Genomic DNA, 22,647 nt, shown 5'->3' with positions numbered 1-22,647 from the left:
TCTATATTCAGATTACTTAACAGGATCGTGGGCTTGACCTATTCATAGCGCCCATTGACGATCTCAAACAGGATCAGCTTTTCTGCTTCGCTCCCGAACTGCACGCCAACCTCGTCTAGGATCAGCAGGTCAGGAGCAATCAGTGCATCGATCGCATCGCGCTCCGTGCGGTCAGAATCCCGTCGGTAGGTTTCCTTTACGCTACGTACCGCACTCATCACCGAGGCAAACACGGCTGAGTAACCTTGGGCTATCACGCTATGTGCGGTCGCAGCTGCTAAGTGCGTCTTACCCGCCCCTACCGTTCCCACCAGCAGCATGCAGCGGCCCGCTTTCAGGGTTTCAGCAAAATTCCCGGCGTACTCCTGCATGCTTGTCAATGCGTGGGCCGCGCCGTCACAATGCTGCTCAAAATTCTCAAATCGTCGGTCAGCAAAGCGAGCAGGAATAGCGGCACGTTGCAACGCGTTCTGCATACGAGCCTGCGCCCTGTTGTGCTCTGCTTGGCGCACGGCTTCTATCTGCTCCTGGTCTCGGCGCTGTTTCTCGCATGCAGGACAGTCAGTCCAGAAACCACCGCCTAGACCCCAAAAGCTGGACACATAAGGCCCATGCTGAACGCACGACCGTTCTTCGGTCTGCATCTGGCCGACCAGGCTAGAAACTGCCGTCTGCACCGACACCTGCCCGGTAGTCTTGGTCTGCAAAGTTTCCATGTTTCACTGCTCCTACAATCGATTTTTTCAATTCAAACAAGCCGGTCCAGCCACGCTCAATGCTCTGCTCAATGGCGGCTGTTGGGTCCTGCCCGGCGGCATGCAGCTTGGCAAGCGTTCGCAGAGAAAGCCGTTTGGCTGCCTCCGTCCAAGCCTTACCGGATTTTTCTTTTCGGAATTCATCCCACATCGACCACGCATCAGAATTTAGCCAATCAGGCAAAACCAAGGCGCCAGCCTTTGATGGTTTATGACGGTTACTTGATGGTTCTATGGTGGTTATATGCGGGTGCAACCCGTTGCACCCTTTCATGTCGTCGTTTGCACCCTTTGTGTCGTCAGATGCGCCCTTTATGTTGTGAATTGCGCCCTTTTCGGGTCGATTAATGGGCGCAAAATCTGCACCGTTTTTTTCATCGGAAATGGGTGCAATTTCTGCACCGTTTTTTTGGCCCGGTAGTTCGCCACCTTTAATCCAATCAAAGTTGATTCGATACTCGCGAGACTGGCCACGTCCACCATGACCGCTATTGACCAGAATCAGCCAGCCAGACTCCTCCATCCTGCGCAGTTGATACTGGACCGTGCGGCGCGATTGCCGCGTCTTGATCATCAGATGCTCAATGGACGGGAAAACCTTGGCCCCATCGTCATCAGCGTGATCGGCCAGCGCCAGGGCGAGAATCATCTCACCGCCACCGACCGGGTACCGTTCAAATACGGCCGTCATTACCTTGACGCTCATACAAACTCCTTATCCCGCACTGGGCGCCAAGCAGTGAATGCACGCTCCCAGATCGCTTTCTTCTCATCGCGAGTAAACCGTCGTCCTTGGTCCAGCTCTGCGTGGCAGGCATGGCAGCCAGGGACGGTATAAAAATCAGGGGCTTTCAGTCCGCCTGCCTTGTCGTACTCCAGCCAGTTGGGATGACACGGGACCACAGTCGGGTCGTCGGGATAGCTGCGACACAGCCCGGGAATCTGCAAATAACAGGGGTGGCCACGCACGGCATTACGCAGCTTGGCATCGTGCCGACCTGGTCGCTTCTTGGGCGCCCGCTTCTTCCAGGCCGTAGCTTTCATCGGCTTATAAGTGCGCAGCGGTCCACTGGCACGCAGGGTACTGTTCCAGGCTCTCATGAGAACTCCACTCCATACTCTTGGGCGGCATGAGCCTGAACACGCTCGCAGTACTCCGAAAACTGCGAGACCATCATATCGGTGGTGGAGAGTCGGCGGGTGACTACCTCACCATCCGGCAGCGTGATGTCTTCGCAGACTCCGAACATCCGGCCATACAGTTCGTGCCAGGACTCTTTGCTGAACTGGTGCCCGCCTACCCAGGCCTGCTCAGCGATCGGAGTAATCACCGCGGCCCAGTAGTAGCGATTCTGGACGCTGCGACGCTTTGCCTCTGCTTGAGTCACGATGACCTTGAGCGGCTTATCGTTGTCGATCGCGGCACGCGCATTCGCCCGCACCAATGCCACAAGGTTGTTCCAACTCAGTCCATCCCGAAGCGTGAACTCCCGATAGATCAAACGCATATCAGGCTCCCACATGCTTACGCTGGGCGATCTGCTCCTCCAGAGCCGAGCGAGCCGCGCGCTGCGTACCGATTGATTCAGACAGTTCCTTGTGTGCGGCTTCCATCGCATCCAAGCTGCTGTCCTGGGAAAGGTTCAGCACCGCCGCCATGGCTTCCGAGCCTTCCTTGTTGATCGCCTTTACGCGGTCCACCACATCGAACTCTTGCCCGAAGCAGAAGATGAACTTGCGCGCGGAGAAGCCCAGCGGACGCAGCATTTCGTTCACATAGGCGTAGCGCAGGTCTTCTGGCATGGCCAGCAGGATGGACTGCTCAAAGTTCGCTGGCATGTAGTTGTTGTCTTTGGTCTGGTCATCCAGCCAACGAAAGATCCGATCAGCTGCATTCTTGGCCAGCGTGAATGTGTCACCGGCTGTCTCGAAACGGATTTTGCTGCTGGACTCCAGTCCGTGGCGTTGATGGGTCTCAACAATTGCCAGCGCCACCGCCTCCCGGCTACCCACGCGTGCGCGCCACTGGTCCACGTAATGCAGCAAGGTCTTCAGCTTGGATTTGTGCGACTCGTTTCGCATGATTGATCCGTCCTGCTTTCGTAAAGTAGCCCCTGAGACCTTTGCAATCCTCGGGAACTACGTATGGATAAGAATCTGAATGGGCCGGACACTACCGGCATGGAAGAAGAAATCGACTTAGAGCGCCTGGAGCTGCTGGACCGTGCCGAAGAGCTGGCCAGGCAAATGTTTGAATACCCAACAGAGGCCCATGTAGAGGGCGTGCTGGATCGACTGCTATGGAATGAATTTCACGGCTTAGGTGAGGCCGGAGCCTCCACCCTTCACTAAATATCTGTGGGGCCGATGGGTATCGGCTCTCGCTTTTCTGAATCACACATTGGCGGTCTCCTTTATCGCCTTCCAGGCAGCAGGCCAATGCTTTGGATTCTGTCGAGCAACTGCCGCGATTACTCGATCTGCAATTCGCGGAGGCAGGTCTTCCGGCCATTGGGTAACTGCCTGAGGCATGATCCCGATAGCAGAAGCGGCGGAACTCACAGAGCCGCCTAGTAGCTGGATGGCATGTTGTTTCTTCATGTACGAATGTTAGCTTGCTTACGTATTAATTGCAAGCACGCTTTTCTCAAAATAGAGTGTAATTGCGCTTACATATGAGCGAACTTAAAGAAAGAATCGAAGAGGTGAAGGCCTCAATGAACTGGAACGACACCCAGATGGCAAATGCCGCTGGCGTGAGTCGATCAGCCGTGTCTCAGTGGGCTGGAAAAGGAAGCAAAATCATCCACACGATTGGCGATGTGGAGGTTGCACTAAACCTTGAGCGCGCCACGGGATACAGCGCTCTCTGGATAGCCAAGGGCGTAGGCCACAAGAAAATGAAAGACCGTCTTTCCGCTGAGTCTTGGCCCTTCGTCTCTATAGATGATCAGAAAGTTCGCGCTCTAGACCCAGACAGAGAGCGTATGCAGCTTGAAACCGCCATCCTCCTATCCGCCGCCCAACTCGGCCTGGACGTGAAGAAAGATGAGAGCAAGTGAATGACTGGTAACGTGACCCAGCCCAGGGAGGCTGTACGTAAGAAGGACTGAGCAGGAAGAGACAAGGAGCCGTTTAGCTCCTTATTTTTTATCCTTTAAGAAAAAATATATAGATTGTTATAACAGGTGAGGCCAATTAGTAATGATTTCCTTCCGCATCTACCGGTATCAGTTACTCCCAAACGATCGCACATTCCAAGGATCTATATTCGACGGTCGTAGCGTAGAAGATATCATTGCCAATAAAAATAAATTATTTTGGGAGGCCAAAGACGAAATTGACATTTTCCATTCCAATCGGTCTAAATCAATAACAAAAAAAATATTTGACAGCAAAGATATTGCGATATTTAGAAGTGGAGTAGAAAGAAAATTAAAAAGAGCGACTGAAGATTTTAAGGAAGAAATACTAGATACTTGGCCCGACAGCCTAGTTATATTATGGAATGATCCAGAACAGCAAATGATTGCTATTCAACATAACCCACAGGCTTTTGGATCAACAGACACTTTACTTAGAACGATTGTCAGAAATACGAACAAGTTTCTAAACATTTATCAACTTAGCATGTACGCCTATCCCATTTACAACCAAAGTGAGTTCTGGCAATATATTGAAAGCCATAAAGGGAAGATTGAGGCGATAGAGTTCTCTTTCCTCACTCCAAATATGTCTTCAATTTCGAAGGCCATCACTGAGGACTTGAAAGAATTCGCTAAATCAACTAACTCTGCCAAAAACAAACTTGAAATTAGGGCACATGAAAACTCCACTCTTGTTGTAGAGAAAGACAATCAGCAGGCTGTAGGATTAGTTTCTTATAGTAGTGCTGGTGGTGGAGAGATACGTGTCAAAATACGGGGATTACGAAAAAAAGTAACTATTGGCGACAACACCAGAGAAACAGAAATTGATAAATTAGAAATAGAATCGGAAGACCATGAAAAAATCATCGATGCGGTCACCGCCCTTTTCAATGGTTAAAGAAATAGTTAAAACTTCGCTGTTTTGCCTAGGTGCTGGATTTATATCGCAAACAATCCAGCATCACCTAGGAACCACCTTTCTAAATGAATGGTTAAAAAACAATACATCTCAACTTCAAATAGCTTTACTAGCCATTAACTCTGCCACGCTTAGTGTGACTTTATCTAAAATAAGAGATCTTATAGATAAAAAAAACGACAATAATTTCTTCAAGAACACTAGAAAACAAATGCTATTATCAATAAAAGAACAGATAGCTTTAATAATTCTTACTCTTTTAGCAATTGCAACATGGGATTCCCCGATTGCCAAAGAAAAAATAATAGACTTTGAGTTCACAATGGGCGTTGTGGTTTTTTCATTATTCTCATACAGCCTTTGCATACTTTACGACACAGCGAAATCAGTTTTATTAGTTATAGATTATGACTAACAAACGCTTTTACCTGGAAACACTAGCCGCCCACCAAAGCGGCTTTTCTTTGCCCATAAACACCAAAGCCCCTCCCGGGGCTTTCTTGTTAGGCGTACAGACCAGGCGGCCCTGACACCCCTATGCCCCAGGAAGCGTTACAAAGCACTTCTATGCTTAAGTGAGCGAAAAGCCCATACTGGTACAATGAGACTGATCTCATTCAAAGGTGGCAATCTCGCTACCTCACTACCCTTTAAGTTCTCTGCTGAACCATTGCCTTGGATCACCTCCATTTCCAGGCTGCAGCGGTAATTTGAAGTCATACAGAAGGTATTACTATCTACGAAAAACTTAACCAGGCTAGTCGCAGCCCACTACACACTTCTCCGTTGCGCGAGCCCGCTCGCCGAACAGTCGAAAGCCATCAAACCTATACAAAACAAGTGGTGTCGACCCGGCAAAAACTTATCCGACAGCTAAAAGACCGATTCCCCGGCCTTCCGTTCTGATACGTCAGCTCACGTAACGAGCCTATACGACAAAGCCCCTCCCGGGGCTTTCTTGTTGTCTACTGCGGTCACTGCACTATACAGAGCGATTTCCCCGCCTAACCTGCCTCTGCGTTGGGGACGTGCTGGCAATTGGTTGTTCTTGCTCATCGGCTTGGCTTGTTGGTTGGATGCTACTGGGCTCTTCTTCCTTGATTCCAAGATGATTGACTATCTTGGCAACTGCGTTCCTGGTCGTTTCTACGTACATAAACAAAGCAGCAAACGCTATTGAATAAAACCCAGCGGAAACGCACGAAATAATCAGAGGCCAGTTAGTCACTGTCTTAACAGACGGAGACAGCCCATACAGGCTTGGTTCTACGATGGTCACTTCGCCGTAGGTGTGGATAGCAACTGCAGCAGCAACAATGGTAACCAGTGCAAAAATTAGGGCCATCATCCCCAGCGCACCGGATGTCTGTTTATACACGCCCCTCTCCCAAGTAACGAATAAAGACGAAATCGTACCAGATTAAGAGAGCAAGGCCTTTTCAATTAATGCTCCCACATAAAACAAAGCCCCCATAAGGGGCTTTACTATTAGGTACCGGAATAAATATCCCTCATCCAAAGCGACGGACAACCACGACAGATGGATCATCGCCCAGGAAATCATCAAGCTTGAGGCTGTTTCTTAAATTAGCGCAATACCCAGTGTAACTCACAGGAGGCCTACCGAACCTATCCCAACTCCTACTTATGCATGCGGCAGTACTGGCGACAAGATAAATAGGTCGGCGCTTCAAGTCTTCATCGCTTAGTTGAACGCCAATATTGAAATTAATCTTACTGGTTTTTGCAAAATCGTTGCGTGAGTCTGAATAATTGCCGAGATATGTTGCATACCCACTCCATCTGGACAATCGAAAACTAACCTCACCCAACCTCCTTAAAGTTTCTCCATCCGCTGCATATGCTGCAAAACCGAAAAGATTGGGGTCACTTATACCTTTTTCTGCAGTGACGCTCATAGTGGCTACAAGGAACTTATGATCTCGGTCAGCCTCATTGTAGTGATATGAATCGTCATACCGATCAAACACAAACCTCCGCTCACTGCTCAGTTGGCCAACCGTCACCTGTATTTCACCATTCTTGATAGCCCCCGAAGCTGGCAGCCCCATAAAGCCTGCAGCAGCTAATCGTTTTCGCTCTTCTTCCTGCTTTTTTATTTTGCTTTCTAACTCGACGACATCTTTCTGTGCCTTCGCAAACTCTGGTGATAAAGAAAAGCGTTGCTGTAGCGTACTTAGCTTATCCTTCGCCCCGGCCAACTGAGCCTTTTTAATAAGCTCCTGAAGCTCAGCGTAAATAATTGGAGCTGTAATAGACAGTTCTTCCACCTGCTTTTTTAGCCCGTCTCGCTCCACGCCTAGGGCTTGCAACTGCTGCTTTTGATTAGCAACCTCTGCAGTGGCTTTATCTAGCTGTCCTTTTAACTCATCCAGTTCGCTACGCAGCGCATTCTTTTCAGCAGAATCCCCACAGCCTGCAAGAGCAGCGACAGATGCGGCCACGACAAATAGCCTTTTCATCCCTTCTCCATCCGTAACAGTCGAAAACCTAATGCTACCAGAACAGGGGTAGCGGAAAGCTGAGGTGGCCTACCTGTCCGACAACAGTCCGGACATCCAGTAAAGTGCAATGCCTTGACCAGTAATACTGTACAGATATACAGTATTACTATCCCCCTGCCCCGCCATATTGATGCGCTCCACGTAGCTCCCACGAATCAGAGCGCGTATCTAAAACGCCCACTTGTAAGAGAAGAGCATTGCGATATGACGAGTAATCAGAACACCAAGCCTCCGGCCGACCTTTCAGCTTTACTGCGGGCTGCAGCAGAAAGGCTCGAAGAAAGCTGTGCTGTCATTGACGCTGCAGAGGCCGCCTGGCTATCACCAGCACTACAAGACGATGCAAAGCTTCGCATCATGACCAGCCTTCGCCGCACCTTAATTGACGTAATCCTTGGCATTGAGAGCGGCACTCTGATCGACTGAGCGCCTCGCTCCACACTCCCCTGCTCGCTTATGCGGGCTTTTTTTCTAAACCTAGCGTAAGCATTCTTACGAAAGATACGTTAGCATGCTTGACATTATCTGTTAGCACTCTTACACTTCATTCCAACGCTTCACCAAAACCGCAGAACACCTTTAGGCAAAGCCACGGTAAGTAACGGTACAGAGAGAGCGCCAGCAGCAAAGGCTGCGCCCGCTACGGCGGAGGCTCTTTAACAACCCGACGACAATGCGCCCGGCTCTTTTGGAGAGATGCGACCGGGTAGGCGCGCGACGAATGCACCCCGCGCCGATCAGCAATAGGGTGAAAACTGGCGACCAGGGCCTGCGGTGTGCGACCGCGTGAAGGGTTCTGCGAGCTGGTGACTGGCGAGATACAGCCAGCGCCCACGCTCTGATGGCGACGTAATCAGGGAGACGACACCCGGCCCAACCGGGATGCGCCGTGCAAGTCGGCAACCTGCGCCGGGCCATCGTGGTTTCTTGGCCGGCGCAGGAGTTATCCGAGGCGGGTTTCATTGAGAGCCGCGCCGGATGGCAACCAACGGAGAGACCCATGTCCGCATTTTGTGTATTTGGTATGACCGAGCCGCTGGCCAAGACGCTGGCAGCGCGTAAAGCCCCCCCCAAGAAGGTGCGGGAGAAGATGACTGCCCAAGAGCTGAACGAGTGGTACGCGGAGCGGGCGGCAACAATTCTCAAATCGAGCAAGCCCCGACAAGTGTCGCCTGAGTTTGACGCACCGCAGTTCTGCCAGGACTGGATCGACTTGGCGCACAAGACAGTCAAAGCCAACGGTCTGCGCGTGATGTTTCGCGGACCGAAACCCGACGGCTCCATCAATAAGCGTACAGGCAAGCCGCTCATGGCATGGCTGCCCTACTGAATCATCACCCGCCCAGGCGGGCCGACCTGGGTAGCCGTACTGGCAGCAGATAGTGATCTGCCTCCCCTGCGCCAGGACAGGGGCATCACATAGTAGCAATGCGTAGGCTGATACGCAGGGGGACGTGGCTGACTCCCGGGTATGGCTCAAGCGAATAAGCAAGCTCGACGCCGCCTAAGAAGCGCCTCAACCCGGAGATCAGTGCCGGGGCTGCTATGTGATGGTCAGCAGGAAACCAGCAGGCACCGGATCGAGTAATCCGGCCAGCCAGGAATAACGGGGATGATGTGCCGCTGGCCTCCCCGCCGCTGGCATACGGGTAGCACCCGGCCACCATCACCCCGTGCGACGGGATGCTGAATGAATATTCGCGTTATCCAATAGTCAGCAACGCCAGCCTGTAGGCGCACAGGTCCATGGCCCGCATGGTGAAAGCGGGCACCTACATACGAAAAGGCCGAACCCAATGTTTCAAAGGGTCCGGCCTTAACCGATCAACTCAACACTTGCCTAGGAAGGCAAGCAGGGGATCAAACGATTTGGATCTGGGTAGCGCAAGGGCCTTTTTGGCCAGCGCCTGCAACGAAAGAAACTCGTTGGTTCTCGTCAAGAGACTTAAACCCAGAACCCTGAATTTCACTGTGGTGTGCGAAGAGGTCTTTACCGCCACTCTCCGGCATGATGAAGCCGAAGCCTTTTTCGTTATTGAACCACTTCACGATACCAATTTCTGTTTTCAATGTATGTCCTAATTATTCTAGGGAAAAATGTCCCTGAACACACTATGAGGGCTGTTCACAGATATAGATAGCCTTGTTACAAAGTAAGCCACTAAGCCACCCCCAAACTCACGCTCTCCAGCCGCAGCATTCCCACTCCCTCAACCATTTCAATGTCAAAACCGCCCACGCCATGGGCGGCGGGAGTGCTGCGACTAGAGGGCATAGAACCCCGAAACCCGCCAACACCTGCATTTGCGCAGATGCAGTGACGGCGGCAGACGCAGGCTAACCCTCTCCCCTTTCAATGGCGCCGGACGCGGCGCAATCCCCACGGAGCTAACCATGAACGCTATCGCAGAGCGCGAGGTACGCGCTTACGAGCTGGCGGAGCGCCGCCGCGCCTATATCGCGGAGCAGATCCGCAACTGCCTGTATGGCAAAACGCTGTACGTAAACATCGCCTGGACCCTGCAATCGATTCCTCAAAAGGTAAGCCGCATAGGGCTGATCGAAGAAATGGAGAATGCGCTTCTGGCTTCCAGTTCGGCAGGCTTCGACTATTCAGCCAAGCTGCTTGCTGCGCTTGATGATGAAAGCCTGCGCCCTGCCCTGCGCGCCGAGCGTGAGCGAATCATCGGCGACTGGGCAGACACCACCACGCATAACTGCATGACCCAGCAAGAACTGGAGGCGCTGCCGTGCTGATCGAGTTTTTCATCTTTGCGGTGTTCTTCTGCTGCGCCGCTTTCTTTATCGCACTCGGGATTGAGGGCGTTCTCAGTATCTGGAGGCAGCCATGAAAACGCGAGTTAATGACGGCGGGCCAGCGTACCCAATTGCAGACTGGGACTATCAGACCTTCGAGCCAAAAAACGTTGAAGAGGTACGCCGCCTGCTATCAGGAATGAGCCTGCGCGATGCGTTCGCTATCTCCGCTCTACCGATGTGCATGACTGCAGAAGTGGATGTGGAAACAGCCGCTCTTATGGCATACGGCATGGCAGAGGCAATGTTACGAGCCCGGAACACCACGCAAGGAGAGCCTGATGCCTAACAGCCAAAACCCCGGCTTCCCCCGCACTCGCCGCCGTAACCCGTTCGATGGCCAGGGATGCTACGCACCAAATAGCAGCACCCCACCTTGGGGATGGTTTCCTTCCATCCTTGTAAGCATCGCCATTATCGCCGCCTTCTGCGGCGCTATTTTTTACGGCTCGGCGCTAATAGCTCGCGCCGCTGGAGCATGACATGACCGAATCCACAGAACTGATTGAGCTGCCATCGGAAGACACAGCGCTGGCAACATTCACCACACCTGGCGGCTTGGATCACTATGTCGAGCAGGTGCGCGAGAAGGTCAGCGGCACGGTGTACGACATGAAGATACGCAAGGACCGTGAAGCCTGCGCCGCTGACGCCTACAAGGTAACGCGTACAAAGACGGCTATTGAAAAGATGGGTGCCGCGCTGTCGGCGAAATACAAAGAAGTGCCGAAACAGATCGACGCACAGCGTCGGGAATGGAACGCCAAGATGGACTCGCTACGCGACGAGGTCCGCAAGCCGCTGACGGACTGGGAAGAAGCGGAAGAGCGCCGCGTGGCGCAGCACAGGGCGAATCTGGCCAACATCGCGGGCCGTGCGACGGATGTTGGCGGCATGGACGCTGACAGTCTCCGGCAACGCCTGGCTGCGGTTGAGTCTGTGGCCGTGGACGAGTCCTGGGAAGAGTTTGAGGCCGAGGCTCACCGGGTAAAGGCCAAAGCGCTGGAAATCCTGAACGCAGCCCTGGCTGAGCGCCAGAAATACGAAGCCGAGCAGGCAGAACTGGCTGAGCTACGACGCAAGCAGGCCGAGCAGGAGCAGAAAGACCGTGAGGCGGAGATTGCCCGCCAAGCCGCTGAAAAGGCCCGAGCCGATGCGGAAGCCAAAGCCCAGGATGAACGTGATGCTGCCGCCAAGCGTGAAGCTGATGCAAAAGCAGCCGCCGACCGTGCTGAGCAAGAACGAGCCGAAGCCATCGAACGCCAGAAACAAGCCGAAGCCCGGGCCGAAGCTGAAAAGCTAGCCGCAGAGCAACGCGCCAAGGATGCCGCCGAAGCTGCCCGCCAGGCAGAAATCAAGCGCCAAGCCGACGCCAAGGCAGCCGAGGAAGCAGCACAGCGAAAACGCGAGGCCGATATCGCGCACAAAGCCAGTATCAACAACGCCGCTCTGGCCGCATTTATCGAAAACGGGTTGCCCAACGAGTGCGCCAAACAGGCCGTCATTCTGATCGCCAAGGGCCTGATCCCAGCCATCCGAATCCAATATTGAGGACACCATGAGCACAGAGATTATTGAAGCTCCCCAGCGCGACCTGACCGCGCCGGTTGATCAAGTACCCGCCAATTCCCCCATGGGCATGATGATGGCCGCCATGAAACAAGGCGCCACGCTCGACCAGGTGGAGCATATGATGAACCTGCAGCAACGCTGGGAAGAGCGCGAGGCCGAAAAGGCCTTCAACGATGCCTTGGCTGCATTCAAGTCCGAAGCTGTCGAAATCATCAAACGCAAAACGGTCGACTTCGCCGGGAAGAACGGGCGCACTCACTACAAGCACGCAGAACTTTCCGATGTGGTCGAAGCGGTCGGCCCTGCCCTTTCAAAGCATGGCTTCGCCTGGAGCTGGAAAACCCATCAAGAGAAAGACCTGATCCGCGTAACCTGCATTCTCAAACACCGCCAGGGTCATACCGATTCTGTGTCCCTTGAGGCCAATGCGGACCAAAGCGGAAGCAAGAACAACATCCAGGCCATCGCATCCACCGTCACTTACCTGCAGCGCCACACCCTCAAGGCCATCACTGGCGTTTCTGAAAAAGGTGACGATGATGATGGGCTAGGCAGCGCGAACTCGAAGATCAGCGCAGATCTGCGCGACGAGTGGATCAGCGAAGTGGCCAAAGCCGAAACGCTGGAACGGCTGGAAACCATCTGGCAGGAAGGCGGCAACGTCATCTACGCAACCAACAGCCTTGCCGATTACAACGCTTTCAAAAAGGCCGTATCGGACAAGAAAAAGATACTCACGGAGGCTTAATAATGGAAGGCTTAATCATTCACACTGCCGAACAGGGCACGCCGGACTGGCTCCAGGCTCGCAAGGGCGTCATCACCGGCAGCCGTTTCAAAGACTGCCGCGACCGCCTGAAAAGCGGTGCCCCATCCAAGAAATGCCTAGACTACGCCATGGATGTGGCCCGAGAGCGCGAAGGCGGTGAGCCCATGCAAGTCTTTGTGAACGGCGCGATGCGCCTGGGCACCGAGCAAGAGCCCTACGCCCGCGCTGTTTATGAGCGTAAGACAGGGCACATCGTTGACGAGGCCGGTTTCATCACAACGCCGGACCGCCTATTTGGGGTGAGCGTAGACGGTTTGGTGGGCAATGACGGGATCATTGAAATCAAGACGATGGTCAGCAGCGACACGCTGTTCACCGCCTTTGTGAACGGCGATATTGCCGCCTATGTAGACCAGTGCAATGGCGCAATGTGGTTGCTCGGACGTAAATGGGTGGATCTGGTGCTGTGGGTTCACGACCTGGGCCGCATGAAGATCATCCGCATCGACCGCGACGACAACCTGATTGAATCACTTGAATCCGACCTGATGGAGTTTGAGCGGACGGTCACCAAGTATCAGCACGAACTGCGCGACGCCTTGCTGGAGGCTGCATAAATGGCCTCAGTCAACAAAGTCATTCTGGTGGGCAACCTCGGCCGCGACCCAGAAGTACGCTACAGCGCAGAAGGCTCGGCCATCTGCAATATTTCCATTGCCACGACCTCGCAGTGGAAAGACCGTACCTCCGGCGAGCGCCGTGAGGAAACGGAATGGCACCGTGTGGTGTTCTACAACCGTCTGGCTGAAATCGCGGGCAAGTACCTGCGCAAAGGCCGTCCCGTTTATGTAGAAGGTCGCCTGCGTTCGCGTAAATGGACGGGGCAGGACGGTCAGGAGCGTTTCACGACCGAGATCATTGCCGAGCAAATGCAAATGCTGGGTGGCCGTGAAGGTGGCGGTGATGGTTACGGTGAGTCTTTCCAGCAAGATCAGGGGCAGCCCCAGGGCCAGCAGCGTAACAATTACGCAGAGGCTACCGGGCGTGGACAGCAGCAAAGGCCGGCTCCGCCGCCCTCGTCCGGCAACTTGGCAGATATGGACGATGACATTCCATTCGCTCCCCTGCTCTCGCGCAACGCGTACTGCACTTAATGTTATCCGCTCATTTCTACGGCTCAGGAATTAGCCCGCGCAGAACTCAAGGTGATGCGACAGGTTTGCAAACAACCTCCCACAGCCAGAGCACTTTTCTTTGCCAAATGAGCTGGGAAAAACGTACCCAGGATGCCGCCTAAGCTTTCTATCTAAGTACTTGTCAAAGAAATACTTCACCCGCTCATAACTCATCTCGGCACCACGACACGAGGTGATTCCATTTTCTTGGAGTACTGCCGATAGGCGTAAAAGAGGGTCTTTAACACCCCCATTTCTATAAATCCTTACGAGCTCCGATGCCAGCTCAGAAAACTCATCGCTATAAATTATTGCGAACCTAGCACCTTTAGCATCATTCAAGCTATTGATCGCAGAAGGGTCAGTATTTTTCAGCGCACTGATCAACGCACGCTCTTTCTGCCTCATCTTCTTACTTAATTCCATTGCTCTACTCAGTGCAGAAACTCTATCCGCGTGAGCATAGCCCATCCTGAAAGGAATACACCCATGTGGTTTAAAAACCTGCGTATCTTCCGCCTGGACCCTCAATTTGAGGTCTCAGCCCAAGCACTGGCCGAAATGCTGGACAAGCACAGCTTTACCCCCGGCTCCAGTCAAGAACCGATCAGCCTAGGCTGGGTGCCGCCGCGTGAAGGTGGTGAGCTGGTGCATGAAGTAAACGGGCAGTATCTGATCTGCATGCGCGCCGAAAAGAAGCTGCTGCCAAGCGCTGTGGTTAACCAGGCGGCCCGCGAGAAGGCCCGCGAAATCGAAGAGCAGCAAGGCTACAAGCCAGGCCGCAAGCAGATGAAGGAAATCAAAGAGCAGATCATCATTGATTTGATGCCCCGCTCTCATGCTGTACAGCGCGGCACTTTAGTGTGGATCGACACAAGAAACCACTGGTTTGTGATTGATACCGCTGCCGTGACTAAGAGTGATGAGGTACTGGGCTTGCTGGCCAAGAGCGTGGAGCCCTTCCCCGTGCAGCCTCTGTACACCGAGCAATCGCCTGGTGCGGCCATGACCTCCTGGCTGGTCGACGAAGAGCAACTGGCCAACTTCACGGTCGACCAGGACACCGAGCTGCGCTCCACCGGCGATAGCGGTGCTGCTGTGCGCTACGTGAAACAAAGCGCCGACATTGACGAAGTGCGCAAGCACGTTGAAGCCGGCAAGCAATGCACTCGTTTGGCCATGACCTGGGCTGATCGCATCAGCTTTGTGCTGACCGATGCGCTGGACATCAAGCGCATCAGCCCGCTGGACATCCTGACTGAAAAACAAGACGTGACGGCTGTCAACGATGACGAAATATTTGATGCCGACATGACCTTGATGACCTCCGAACTGGCCAAGATGATCAGCGATCTGGTCGAGGTGTTAGCTGGTGAGCGCAAAAACTGAGTAGATCAGCATTTTTTTATGCTGCCGTAGTCCTCTGGATTTCCGTATATTTCTTCACCAGTGGGAGGCGAAGCATAACGCAAATTTGCATAAACGAGACTATTTACTGCTGCTGATAAACAATCACTAGCCCTGTTCGCAATATCCAGCCACTCGTCCGGCAAGCGTTTATCAGCAGAACTTAACTGATCAAGCCTCTCGTACTCGCGAATTTTTAAATTTAAGCACTCAATATCGGCGATTGCTGCGGCAATTCTTTGCGCAGCCAAATTCCCCATGTCTGCCAATTTAGCAACATCCTCTAAATCAACATCGACCTTCACCTCTGAGAACTCCTCTACGAAACGCTGATATTTATTATCAGAGCCATCCAGGGAGTCAAACAAAGGGCCTGTACAAGCCGCTTTAAGTGGGCCTATAACTGGTTCTAATCGCTTAGTAAGGTAAACAGCATAAATACTCGCTTGAAGTTCATTTGATGCCCGCCGATCCTTTTCTGACTTTGCAGCAAGAAACAAAGCGACCAAAACTGCCGCAAGCGTACCGAATGCAGTCAAGGCCTCCCACCATTTAGCTCCAAATACCTGCCCTGTGTGGAAATAGCTGCCGGCCATAAGCACAACTAGCGCACAGCTAAAAAACCATAGCGTTTCAGCCCACCATCTCGCTGCCGTTTTGTTGATCCAGTGACATGGCCCCTCTAGCCAGCGCAGCACCCGTTTCAAAATAATCTCCAAACAATTTCGTTTTTCTGCACCCGCCGGGATCATAGTCGATCCTCTGTGTCTAAGACATAGGATGCATCCCCTATGAAGCATCACTACTACAGCAACACCCCATAACCCCGTTTGATTCGCTCAACGGGTTTTTTCTTTTCTAGGATCAAGCCATGACCACCAGACAGTTTTTATTGCCCATCACTACGGAGATAATAAATCCACAAACACAAGAGCTTACTCTTTGAAAATATGCCCACGGTGATACTCAAGAAACACTTTCTGTTCAGGAGTGAACGGCCGAGCGCTCTCCGTTAAGGGCAATTGCCAAGCTCGTAGAACCGCCGCGGCTCGTTGGCTAACCAGCATGGCCCCATCATCCTTAAAAGAGATGTATCCCTTGTCGAACAATAGGTCTACATGCGGAGATAACAGCAAGCCGTTATGTCCAGCCAGACGCTCTTCATTATTTGACACACGCCAAGGCTTGATATGACTGGCCACTAAAAATCTCGGATCCGACACACCGGTGAGCCTGCAGACTGACTCAACCTGAGCCACTCTTCGTCTAAACAAGCCCTGACCGCGCCGCGCTTTAACGATTTGCTCTTTTTCTGTTTGTGAAATGTTCGATGCCAAAACCAACTGCACTTGCCTATCTTCTTCCGACTCAATTTCAGACTCTCCAGTAGACAGAGGGTCTCTACCCGCTAACTCAAGAAGAAGATTTCCCAGGCTCTCTGAAATACCTGCCAAATAGCAGCTTTGAATCCCATCACCATTCGCGGCACGAATAGGTGAATGTTTCGTTGGTAGTAACGGGGCAATAGCCGTTAAGTGTGACTTTGGCCGTACTGGGTTCTCCAGCTCTTCCCAGGCAATTGGGACCCGCCATCCGGATTGATCCCATACATCGCCTACTGAACCAAACTCACTCGGCTTAGGGGCGTTCTCATAACCCGCCTGCGCTCTACCGATCGCCTTAATTTGGCCATCAGCATAGGAAAAAACTATATCTCCAGCTTGCACAAGCCTGAGATTTTCATAGGTCTGATTAAAAGCGCCATTCTTCTTAGAGGTGGGGCTCCAGATATATCCACCTTCCACTTCCTGACGACGGGTTTGCTTGTGATTGACCCACCAAAATGAACACGCATCTCTATGGAATGACGAGCTTCCCCACAGCTTTTCAAACGCCTGAAATTCGGTTTGGGACAACCTAAATATAGTTCCTCTAGGATTTTGTATGATTTGCGATTTTTGCAACAGCGGATGCTGCATAAACTGTTCATGCGTGACCATGCCCTGGGCAGAGCTCAAGCGGATGTCACCTGCTAATTGAATCCCTGTTTTCCACTCTTCTTCCTTACCAACCTCATGCTCCACCCAAAACTCCCTCCCTATAACCTCTGGATGTAAAACCTCAGCAGCTTTTGTAGGAAGCTCATTCACATAACCGACCGCGATAGCCCCTCGATCAATTGATGAACGCCAAATAATGACAGGATCTCCAATAGCTATCTTTGCTCTATTGCGATTGGGAGTATTCCAGTAAATCTGTCTAGAAGACTGTATGTACTTCTCTAAGTCATAAGAATTAGGGTTCCCCTGAAAAACCCAAGCATTAAATTCAGTCACGCCCAAACCCCTTTTAATAATCGAACTTAGCTCACTAAGTGTAACGCTTAGTGAGTTTTTTTTTGCGTCCATATATAGGAGCTATTTACATGACACAGCTTGTTCTAGACCCCTGCTGTGGTGGCCGCATGATGTGGTTTAACCGCCAGGACCAACGCGCCCTATTCGGAGATATTCGCAGCGAGAACCATACGCTTTGCGACGGGCGAGCCTTCAACATCACGCCCAATCTGAATATGGACTTCCGGGCAATGCCGTTTCCTGACGAGAGCTTTCGTCTTGTGTGCTTCGATCCCCCTCACCTGCGTCACGCTGGCCGGGAGTCCTGGCTACGTGCCAAGTACGGAATCCTCAGTGATGACTGGAGGGACGATCTGCGCCGTGGCTTTGCGGAATGCTTTCGCGTCCTCAAGCCCGAGGGGGTGCTGATCTTTAAGTGGAATGAGATCCAGATTCCAACGCGCCAGATTCTTGAGTTGACCCCTCACAAGCCCCTGTTCGGCCATCCCAGCGGGAAACGTGCCGATACCCACTGGATCACCTTCATGAAAGGATAGTCATGAACAACACCCAACATTCTCAAAAGAGCGCCCCCACCATCCACCCCGAAGGCCTGTACCGGTGGGACGAGTTCGCCGACCGTATCCCGTTTAGCCGCGAGACCTGGCGCAAAAGAGTACTTGCCGGGAAGGCACCGGCCGCCAAGCTAGTAAGCAGAGCCTGCACAGCCTGGAAAGGCGAAGACATCCTTGCCTGGCTCAACAACCCCGACTCCTATAAATAAGAGGAAACCCAAAGACATGGCAAAGAAGATTCCACCGCTGACGGACTCAAAGTGCAAAGCAGCAAAATTCAGCAAGGGCGGCAAGAACCGCCTTTTTGACGGCGGTGGTTTGTACCTTGAGCTGCTTCTATCCGGTTCCAAGCGATGGAGATTAAAGTACCGGCGTCCCATGACAGGGAAAGAAAACATCCTGACCTTCGGCCCTTATCCGGAGATAGGCCTTGCTGCCGCCCGAGAACAGCGCGAAAAGGCCAAGGCCCGGCTATCGGAAGGCCTTGACCCTGGCGAGGCGCCCCCGCCGGCGACAATGGGTATCACGTTCAAGGCGGTCGCAGACGAATGGCTGGAAACCCGTAGACCAGTATGGAGTGAAGGCTACTTTACGCGGATCTCGAATGCTCTTGCCGCGAACGTGCATCCTCATATCGGCCAGCGTTCGATTTCCAGCGTGACTGGAAAAGCTGTACTGGAACTGGTGCAGCAAGTGGAACAGCGCGGTGCGCTAGAGATGGCTGCTCGGGTGCTGGAAGCAGTCGGCATGGTCTTCCGATACGGCTGCGGTACTGGCTTGATTCAGGTAGACGTCACACAAGGGCTACGGCAGTTTTTGCAAGAACGCCCACCGGTAGAGCATTTCCCGCACGTAGCAGAAACGGATCTCCCCGCCCTACTCGCCAGCGTTGAGCGCTATCACGGCAGACCAGAGACGCGGCTGGCCATCAAGCTGATGATGCGCACTTTTCCGCGGACCAACGAGCTGCGGTGGGCGCAATGGAACGAGATTGATTGGAAGAATGCCCTATGGCTGATACCGGGCGAGCGCATGAAGGGACGCCTGGCACAAAAGCAGAGCGCGCCCGACCATATCGTCCCGCTTTCAACCCAAGCTCTTGCGATCTTGGAAAGCTTGCGACAGCACTCGGGGCACTTTCAGTACCTGTTTCCCAATGTCCATAATCGCCGCGGTGCTGTGATGAGCAGCGACACCATGAACCGTGCCCTAAAAATCATGGGCTATGAGAAGCTGCAAACAGGACACGGCTTCCGAGGATTGGCATCGACCATCATGAATGAGCACAGCGGCTTTCGCCCTGACGCCATTGAACGGCAACTGGCCCATCGCGATAGAAACAAGGTTCGACGTGCATACAACCACGCCATGTACCTGGAGGAGCGCAAAAAACTGATGCAGTGGTGGTCGGATTATCTGGACGAACAGCTCGTAAAAGCCTCGTAATTTCCATACCCCCATTCCTGTTACACCATACCCCCATCCATACCCCCAAACGATCTGGGACTGGCTTGGCGCAGCTTGGAACGACGAGCAACAAAAAAGCCCCAAAGCATTGATCTTTGGGGCTTTTCTTGGCACAGCTTGGAGCTGTGTGCATGTATTCTGGTAGGCAGTACTGGATTCGAACCAGCGACCTCTACGATGTCAACGTAGCGCTCTAACCAACTGAGCTAACCGCCTGCGGTGAAGAAATGAAATAATAGATCTTCCCTATGGGGCTGTCAACACTATTTTGCGTTTTTCTATAAAAAATATGATCTTTTTTATATGTCTTAGCTGGAAAAATTGCTCCCCAAGACCGAGAAATCTTGTAATCCATTGTTTTATAAGAATTAAACAAAAATTGACGAATTTCCATAAATTTATGTACTTCCTGGCAAGGCAGAGCCATGAAACATACAGATACACACAATCTGTCTCCAGCCAGCATCAAGCTGGCCCACTGTCGCACGATTTTTCTATTCAAGTTCTTCGGGCAAAAATAAAATAATTGCTTTACGCCTGCAGATCATCAATCTCGTCCGAAACAGATCTGCGGCTGCTACGGGACACCTACGCACATGACTTGCTCTTCTCTCCCGCCCACCCCGACTCCACTACTGGATTTACCCGGAGTTCAGGAAACTACGCTGGAAGCGGTGCTTTATACGCCACCCAATGACGAGATTTTTGATGAAAACCCCTGTTTAAGCTGCGGCGTGTGCTGTTCGCACTTTCGGGTGTCTTTCTATAGTGGTGAGTTAAGTGGCGAGACTGGCGGTACGGTACCGGTCGAGTTGACCACCAAGGTTGGGCCGTTGCGCGCCTGTATGAAAGGAACCGAGCAAGGGGAAGGTCGTTGTATTGCCTTGCGTGGCACCTTGGGCCAGCCTGGGATTCATTGCGCTATTTATCCGGATCGCCCTACTCCCTGTCGTGACTACCAAATCTGGGAACTGGATGGCAGCCCAAATGTGGATTGCCAGCGTTTGCGCAGCAAACACGGTTTGCCTTTACTGCCTACCCGCCCGCTGCCTGCTCCACCCGCCCTGCCGGAGCATGATGAGGCGGCCTGATACCCGTAGCTGAGCCTCTCTCGGAAAGCCTTCACTGCTGATGCGTGAAGGCTTTTTTGTTGGCTACCAATTGATACATAAAGCTTCTTTCACACGTTCAGAGGTATTTTATTGCTTGAATAACTTTGGGCATATTCGTAGATCTCTCATTGTGTTTTTACCTATAGAAACCCCTGCTCCAGAGCTGTAGCCTTGAGGTGTTGGCTATCGCTTTTTTGAACTCTCAAAAACACAAGAAAGCTATATCCAACACCTCAAACATCGTCATAACAATACTGGAGCAAAGAGACATGCCTTTTAGTCGTTCACGTTTAGCAGTTGCCTCATTGGCATGCCTGGCTGGGATCAGTACTATCAGCCCAATAATATTGGCAGCCTCACCTGCGGCCGACCTGCTAGTCGTGAATGGGCGTATTTATACGCAAAACCCGGAACAGGCTTGGGTTGAAGCCATTGCGATACGTGATGGAAAAATTGAAGCCGTGGGCAGTACAGAGCAACTGCAATCCAGACGTGGGGACAAGACTCAGCTGATTGATCTTGGCGGGAAAATGGCTATGCCCGGTATCAATGAAGCACACTCCCATCCTGTATGGGGTGGCTTGAAGCATCTGTTCCAGTGCAACTTCCCTTTCACGGTAACGCCGGATGTATTGGCAAACACCTTGAAAGCCTGCGTGGCGCGTAACGAAACGCTGTGGATTCAGGGAGGCCAATGGGACAGTGATTTCTTCAAGACTCACAAAATTGCTTCGCCGCGCGCATGGCTGGATGCCGTCTCTGGCGACAAGGCTATTGTGTTGACCGACGACACGGGTCACAACGCCTGGGTCAACTCCAAGGCTTTGGGCCTCTTGCAGATTGATGCCAACTTTACGCCTCCTAGCGGCATGACCGTCAAGCACGAGCTTGATAGCCGCGAACCCAACGGGGTTTTAGTCGAGGCCAATAGCTATATCCGTTCTTTTGTACCGGATTGGACGGATGATCAATATCTGAAAGCAGCGCGCTATGCCATCCAGGAGTCCAACCAGTTCGGGATTACGGGTTTAAAGGATGCCGATGCCAGCGAGGCTGTTGTGCGCTCGTATTACAACCTGGCCAAGCAAGAGGGTTTGAATGCCCATATCGCCACCGCCATCCGTATCTCGGGCAAGGACAGCAAGCATGTTTTTGATTTTGCTGAAATTGACCGCATCAGCAAGCAGTATGCCCTCCCTGACCTGAAGACCAACTACGTCAAGATCTATACCGACGGGGTTCCTACCGCGGCACATACAGCCGCCATGCTGGAGCCCTACGCGGATACTCACCAGGATGATCCTCTGTCCTTGGGGGCCTTGGTCGTTCCTGAAAATGAACTGGATCGCGTCGTCTCTCACCTGGATGCAGCCGGTTATGGTTTGAAGATGCATACCGCGGGTGATCGGGTTATTCGCGTGGCGTTGAACGCTATTGAAAAAGCACGCAACGCCAATGGTCCTCAAGGTTTGATGCACGAGCTTGCACACTCGGAGTTTGTAGACGATCAGGACAAACCGCGCTTCAAGGCTCTGAATGTAGCCGCCGACTTTTCTCCCTATATCTGGTACCCCTCCGGTTTGACTGACGCCATCAGCTCGGTAGTGGGTGAGCGCAGCAGGAACATGTTCCAGGCCCGTATGTTGTTGGATCATGACGCCACCATTATTGCCGGCTCGGACTGGCCCTCTGGTGTGAAGGACAACAACCCTTGGCCCGCGATTGAGTCTCTGATGACGCGCGCCAATCCCTTCGGGCAGCGGCAGGGTGAGCAACTGGGCGCTGAACAAGCCTTGAATCTGACCGAAGCACTGCAGATTTTTACGCAAAACGGTGCCAAGGCTTTGGGCCGCGAAACAGAAACGGGGTCTTTGGAAACAGGGAAATCTGCTGATCTGATTGTGCTGGATCGGGACTTATTCAAGATTGAGCCTAGCGAAATCAGCGGCACCAAGGTGTTGATGACTATTTTCCAAGGTCGTCTGGTGTACACAGCTGCACAATAAGCTGCCCGGCAGGCTGGCTAAATACGCTACCATGCACGGTTTGTAGGGCCGCCCGGCCCTGCG

28 protein-coding genes and 1 tRNA gene are annotated in these 22,647 nt (G+C 52.6%); 18 read left to right on the top strand and 11 right to left on the bottom strand.

Annotated elements, in window-relative coordinates; all coding sequences use genetic code 11:
* Positions 1-38: 38 nt before the first annotated feature.
* Genes NBV64_RS09045 through NBV64_RS09025 form a run of 5 tightly spaced genes read right to left on the bottom strand, consistent with a single transcriptional unit; the run spans position 39 to position 2,837 of the window.
* On the bottom strand, positions 39-716 hold the full coding sequence (locus NBV64_RS09045) for an ATP-binding protein (RefSeq protein ID WP_250757143.1): 678 nt from the start codon (positions 714-716) through the stop codon (positions 39-41).
* Positions 658-1,461, bottom strand: a complete 804-nt coding sequence (locus NBV64_RS09040) for a phage replication initiator YdaU family protein (protein ID WP_250757142.1) — start codon at positions 1,459-1,461, stop codon at positions 658-660. The genes NBV64_RS09045 and NBV64_RS09040 overlap by 59 nt, the downstream gene beginning before the upstream one ends.
* Entirely contained in the window at positions 1,458-1,856 is a 399-nt protein-coding gene (locus tag NBV64_RS09035; RefSeq protein ID WP_250757141.1) for a nuclease domain-containing protein, read from the bottom strand. Before NBV64_RS09035 ends, NBV64_RS09040 begins: the two co-directional genes overlap by 4 nt.
* Complete coding sequence (locus NBV64_RS09030) at positions 1,853-2,263, bottom strand: recombination protein NinB (RefSeq protein WP_250757140.1); 411 nt, start codon at positions 2,261-2,263, stop codon at positions 1,853-1,855. The genes NBV64_RS09035 and NBV64_RS09030 overlap by 4 nt, the downstream gene beginning before the upstream one ends.
* Before the next feature lies 1 nt (position 2,264).
* Positions 2,265-2,837 (bottom strand): toxin YdaT family protein, encoded by a 573-nt coding sequence (locus NBV64_RS09025; protein WP_003800270.1) that lies wholly within the window; start codon positions 2,835-2,837, stop codon positions 2,265-2,267.
* A gap of 63 nt (positions 2,838-2,900) precedes the next feature.
* On the opposite strand from NBV64_RS09025, the gene NBV64_RS09020 reads away from it, so the two are divergent.
* The 4 genes from NBV64_RS09020 (at position 2,901) to NBV64_RS09005 (ending at position 5,238) form a co-directional block, all read left to right on the top strand.
* Complete coding sequence (locus NBV64_RS09020) at positions 2,901-3,107, top strand: hypothetical protein (protein ID WP_003800272.1); 207 nt, start codon at positions 2,901-2,903, stop codon at positions 3,105-3,107.
* 323 nt (positions 3,108-3,430) lie between these two features.
* A complete protein-coding gene (locus tag NBV64_RS09015; RefSeq protein ID WP_250757139.1) occupies positions 3,431-3,817 on the top strand; it encodes a hypothetical protein in 387 nt (128 codons plus the stop codon).
* A 142-nt stretch (positions 3,818-3,959) separates the two neighbouring features.
* On the top strand, positions 3,960-4,802 hold the full coding sequence (locus tag NBV64_RS09010) for a hypothetical protein (RefSeq protein WP_250757138.1): 843 nt from the start codon (positions 3,960-3,962) through the stop codon (positions 4,800-4,802).
* On the top strand, positions 4,759-5,238 hold the full coding sequence (locus NBV64_RS09005) for a hypothetical protein (protein ID WP_250757137.1): 480 nt from the start codon (positions 4,759-4,761) through the stop codon (positions 5,236-5,238). Before NBV64_RS09010 ends, NBV64_RS09005 begins: the two co-directional genes overlap by 44 nt.
* 567 nt (positions 5,239-5,805) lie before the next feature.
* On the opposite strand, the gene NBV64_RS09000 is transcribed toward NBV64_RS09005, so the two are convergent.
* Positions 5,806-6,201 (bottom strand): hypothetical protein, encoded by a 396-nt coding sequence (locus tag NBV64_RS09000; protein ID WP_250757136.1) that lies wholly within the window; start codon positions 6,199-6,201, stop codon positions 5,806-5,808.
* A gap of 133 nt (positions 6,202-6,334) precedes the next feature.
* Entirely contained in the window at positions 6,335-7,306 is a 972-nt protein-coding gene (locus NBV64_RS08995) for a hypothetical protein (RefSeq protein ID WP_250757135.1), read from the bottom strand.
* A 246-nt stretch (positions 7,307-7,552) separates the two neighbouring features.
* On the opposite strand from NBV64_RS08995, the gene NBV64_RS08990 reads away from it, so the two are divergent.
* Positions 7,553-7,774: a hypothetical protein gene (locus NBV64_RS08990; RefSeq protein ID WP_250757134.1), complete on the top strand. Its 222-nt coding sequence runs from the start codon at positions 7,553-7,555 to the stop codon at positions 7,772-7,774.
* Positions 7,775-8,348: 574 nt separating this feature from the next.
* Positions 8,349-8,678, top strand: a complete 330-nt coding sequence (locus NBV64_RS08985; protein WP_219236014.1) for a hypothetical protein — start codon at positions 8,349-8,351, stop codon at positions 8,676-8,678.
* A gap of 530 nt (positions 8,679-9,208) precedes the next feature.
* Here the strand turns inward: NBV64_RS08985 and NBV64_RS08980 are convergent.
* Complete coding sequence (locus NBV64_RS08980; protein ID WP_268378299.1) at positions 9,209-9,418, bottom strand: cold-shock protein; 210 nt, start codon at positions 9,416-9,418, stop codon at positions 9,209-9,211.
* A gap of 324 nt (positions 9,419-9,742) precedes the next feature.
* Here NBV64_RS08980 and NBV64_RS08975 point away from each other — a divergent pair, with 324 nt between their 5' ends.
* From NBV64_RS08975 to NBV64_RS08945, 7 genes are all read left to right on the top strand, one after another.
* Positions 9,743-10,105, top strand: coding sequence for a hypothetical protein (locus tag NBV64_RS08975; RefSeq protein ID WP_250757133.1), 363 nt, complete (start codon positions 9,743-9,745; stop codon positions 10,103-10,105).
* Positions 10,106-10,196: 91 nt separating this feature from the next.
* On the top strand, positions 10,197-10,454 hold the full coding sequence (locus NBV64_RS08970) for a hypothetical protein (RefSeq protein WP_250757132.1): 258 nt from the start codon (positions 10,197-10,199) through the stop codon (positions 10,452-10,454).
* A gap of 194 nt (positions 10,455-10,648) precedes the next feature.
* Positions 10,649-11,716 carry a coiled-coil domain-containing protein gene (locus NBV64_RS08965; RefSeq protein WP_250757131.1) on the top strand — a complete coding sequence of 356 codons (1,068 nt, stop codon included), beginning with the start codon at positions 10,649-10,651 and terminating at the stop codon, positions 11,714-11,716.
* 7 nt (positions 11,717-11,723) lie between these two features.
* Positions 11,724-12,485: an ERF family protein gene (locus tag NBV64_RS08960; RefSeq protein WP_250757130.1), complete on the top strand. Its 762-nt coding sequence runs from the start codon at positions 11,724-11,726 to the stop codon at positions 12,483-12,485.
* Between the two features lie 2 nt (positions 12,486-12,487).
* On the top strand, positions 12,488-13,123 hold the full coding sequence (locus tag NBV64_RS08955; protein ID WP_250757129.1) for a lambda exonuclease family protein: 636 nt from the start codon (positions 12,488-12,490) through the stop codon (positions 13,121-13,123).
* Positions 13,124-13,660 carry a single-stranded DNA-binding protein gene (gene ssb / locus NBV64_RS08950; RefSeq protein WP_250757128.1) on the top strand — a complete coding sequence of 179 codons (537 nt, stop codon included), beginning with the start codon at positions 13,124-13,126 and terminating at the stop codon, positions 13,658-13,660.
* Positions 13,661-14,170: 510 nt separating this feature from the next.
* Positions 14,171-15,070 carry a recombination-associated protein RdgC gene (locus tag NBV64_RS08945; protein ID WP_250757127.1) on the top strand — a complete coding sequence of 300 codons (900 nt, stop codon included), beginning with the start codon at positions 14,171-14,173 and terminating at the stop codon, positions 15,068-15,070.
* Between the two features lie 5 nt (positions 15,071-15,075).
* Here the strand turns inward: NBV64_RS08945 and NBV64_RS08940 are convergent, their stop codons facing one another.
* Entirely contained in the window at positions 15,076-15,840 is a 765-nt protein-coding gene (locus NBV64_RS08940; protein ID WP_250757126.1) for a hypothetical protein, read from the bottom strand.
* Positions 15,841-16,023: 183 nt separating this feature from the next.
* The gene (locus NBV64_RS08935; RefSeq protein WP_250757125.1) at positions 16,024-17,496 is read right to left on the bottom strand and encodes an HNH endonuclease; all 1,473 of its coding nucleotides are present in this window, start codon (positions 17,494-17,496) and stop codon (positions 16,024-16,026) included.
* Positions 17,497-17,513: 17 nt separating this feature from the next.
* On the opposite strand from NBV64_RS08935, the gene NBV64_RS08930 reads away from it, so the two are divergent.
* The 3 genes from NBV64_RS08930 to NBV64_RS08920 are packed head-to-tail and all read left to right on the top strand — an operon-like array spanning position 17,514 to position 19,445.
* Positions 17,514-17,981 carry a class I SAM-dependent methyltransferase gene (locus NBV64_RS08930; RefSeq protein WP_250757124.1) on the top strand — a complete coding sequence of 156 codons (468 nt, stop codon included), beginning with the start codon at positions 17,514-17,516 and terminating at the stop codon, positions 17,979-17,981.
* 2 nt (positions 17,982-17,983) lie between these two features.
* Positions 17,984-18,208 (top strand): helix-turn-helix transcriptional regulator, encoded by a 225-nt coding sequence (locus NBV64_RS08925; RefSeq protein ID WP_250757123.1) that lies wholly within the window; start codon positions 17,984-17,986, stop codon positions 18,206-18,208.
* Positions 18,209-18,224: 16 nt separating this feature from the next.
* Positions 18,225-19,445, top strand: coding sequence for a tyrosine-type recombinase/integrase (locus tag NBV64_RS08920; RefSeq protein ID WP_250757122.1), 1,221 nt, complete (start codon positions 18,225-18,227; stop codon positions 19,443-19,445).
* Between the two features lie 160 nt (positions 19,446-19,605).
* Here NBV64_RS08920 and NBV64_RS08915 read toward each other — a convergent pair.
* Positions 19,606-19,682: transfer RNA gene (locus tag NBV64_RS08915), tRNA-Val, on the bottom strand.
* 458 nt (positions 19,683-20,140) lie between these two features.
* On the opposite strand from NBV64_RS08915, the gene NBV64_RS08910 reads away from it, so the two are divergent.
* Both NBV64_RS08910 and NBV64_RS08905 read left to right on the top strand, forming a co-directional pair.
* The gene (locus tag NBV64_RS08910; RefSeq protein WP_009454502.1) at positions 20,141-20,557 is read left to right on the top strand and encodes a YkgJ family cysteine cluster protein; all 417 of its coding nucleotides are present in this window, start codon (positions 20,141-20,143) and stop codon (positions 20,555-20,557) included.
* A gap of 368 nt (positions 20,558-20,925) precedes the next feature.
* Complete coding sequence (locus NBV64_RS08905) at positions 20,926-22,584, top strand: amidohydrolase (RefSeq protein ID WP_250757121.1); 1,659 nt, start codon at positions 20,926-20,928, stop codon at positions 22,582-22,584.
* Positions 22,585-22,647: the final 63 nt, after the last annotated feature.

Origin of the sequence: Alcaligenes sp. DN25 (genome assembly GCF_023674485.1) — a bacterium.
Classification (GTDB): Bacteria; Pseudomonadota; Gammaproteobacteria; order Burkholderiales; family Burkholderiaceae_B; genus Alcaligenes; species Alcaligenes phenolicus.
The sequence above is the reverse complement of the archived record's forward strand: the minus strand, read 5'-3'. Positions and strand labels throughout refer to the sequence as shown.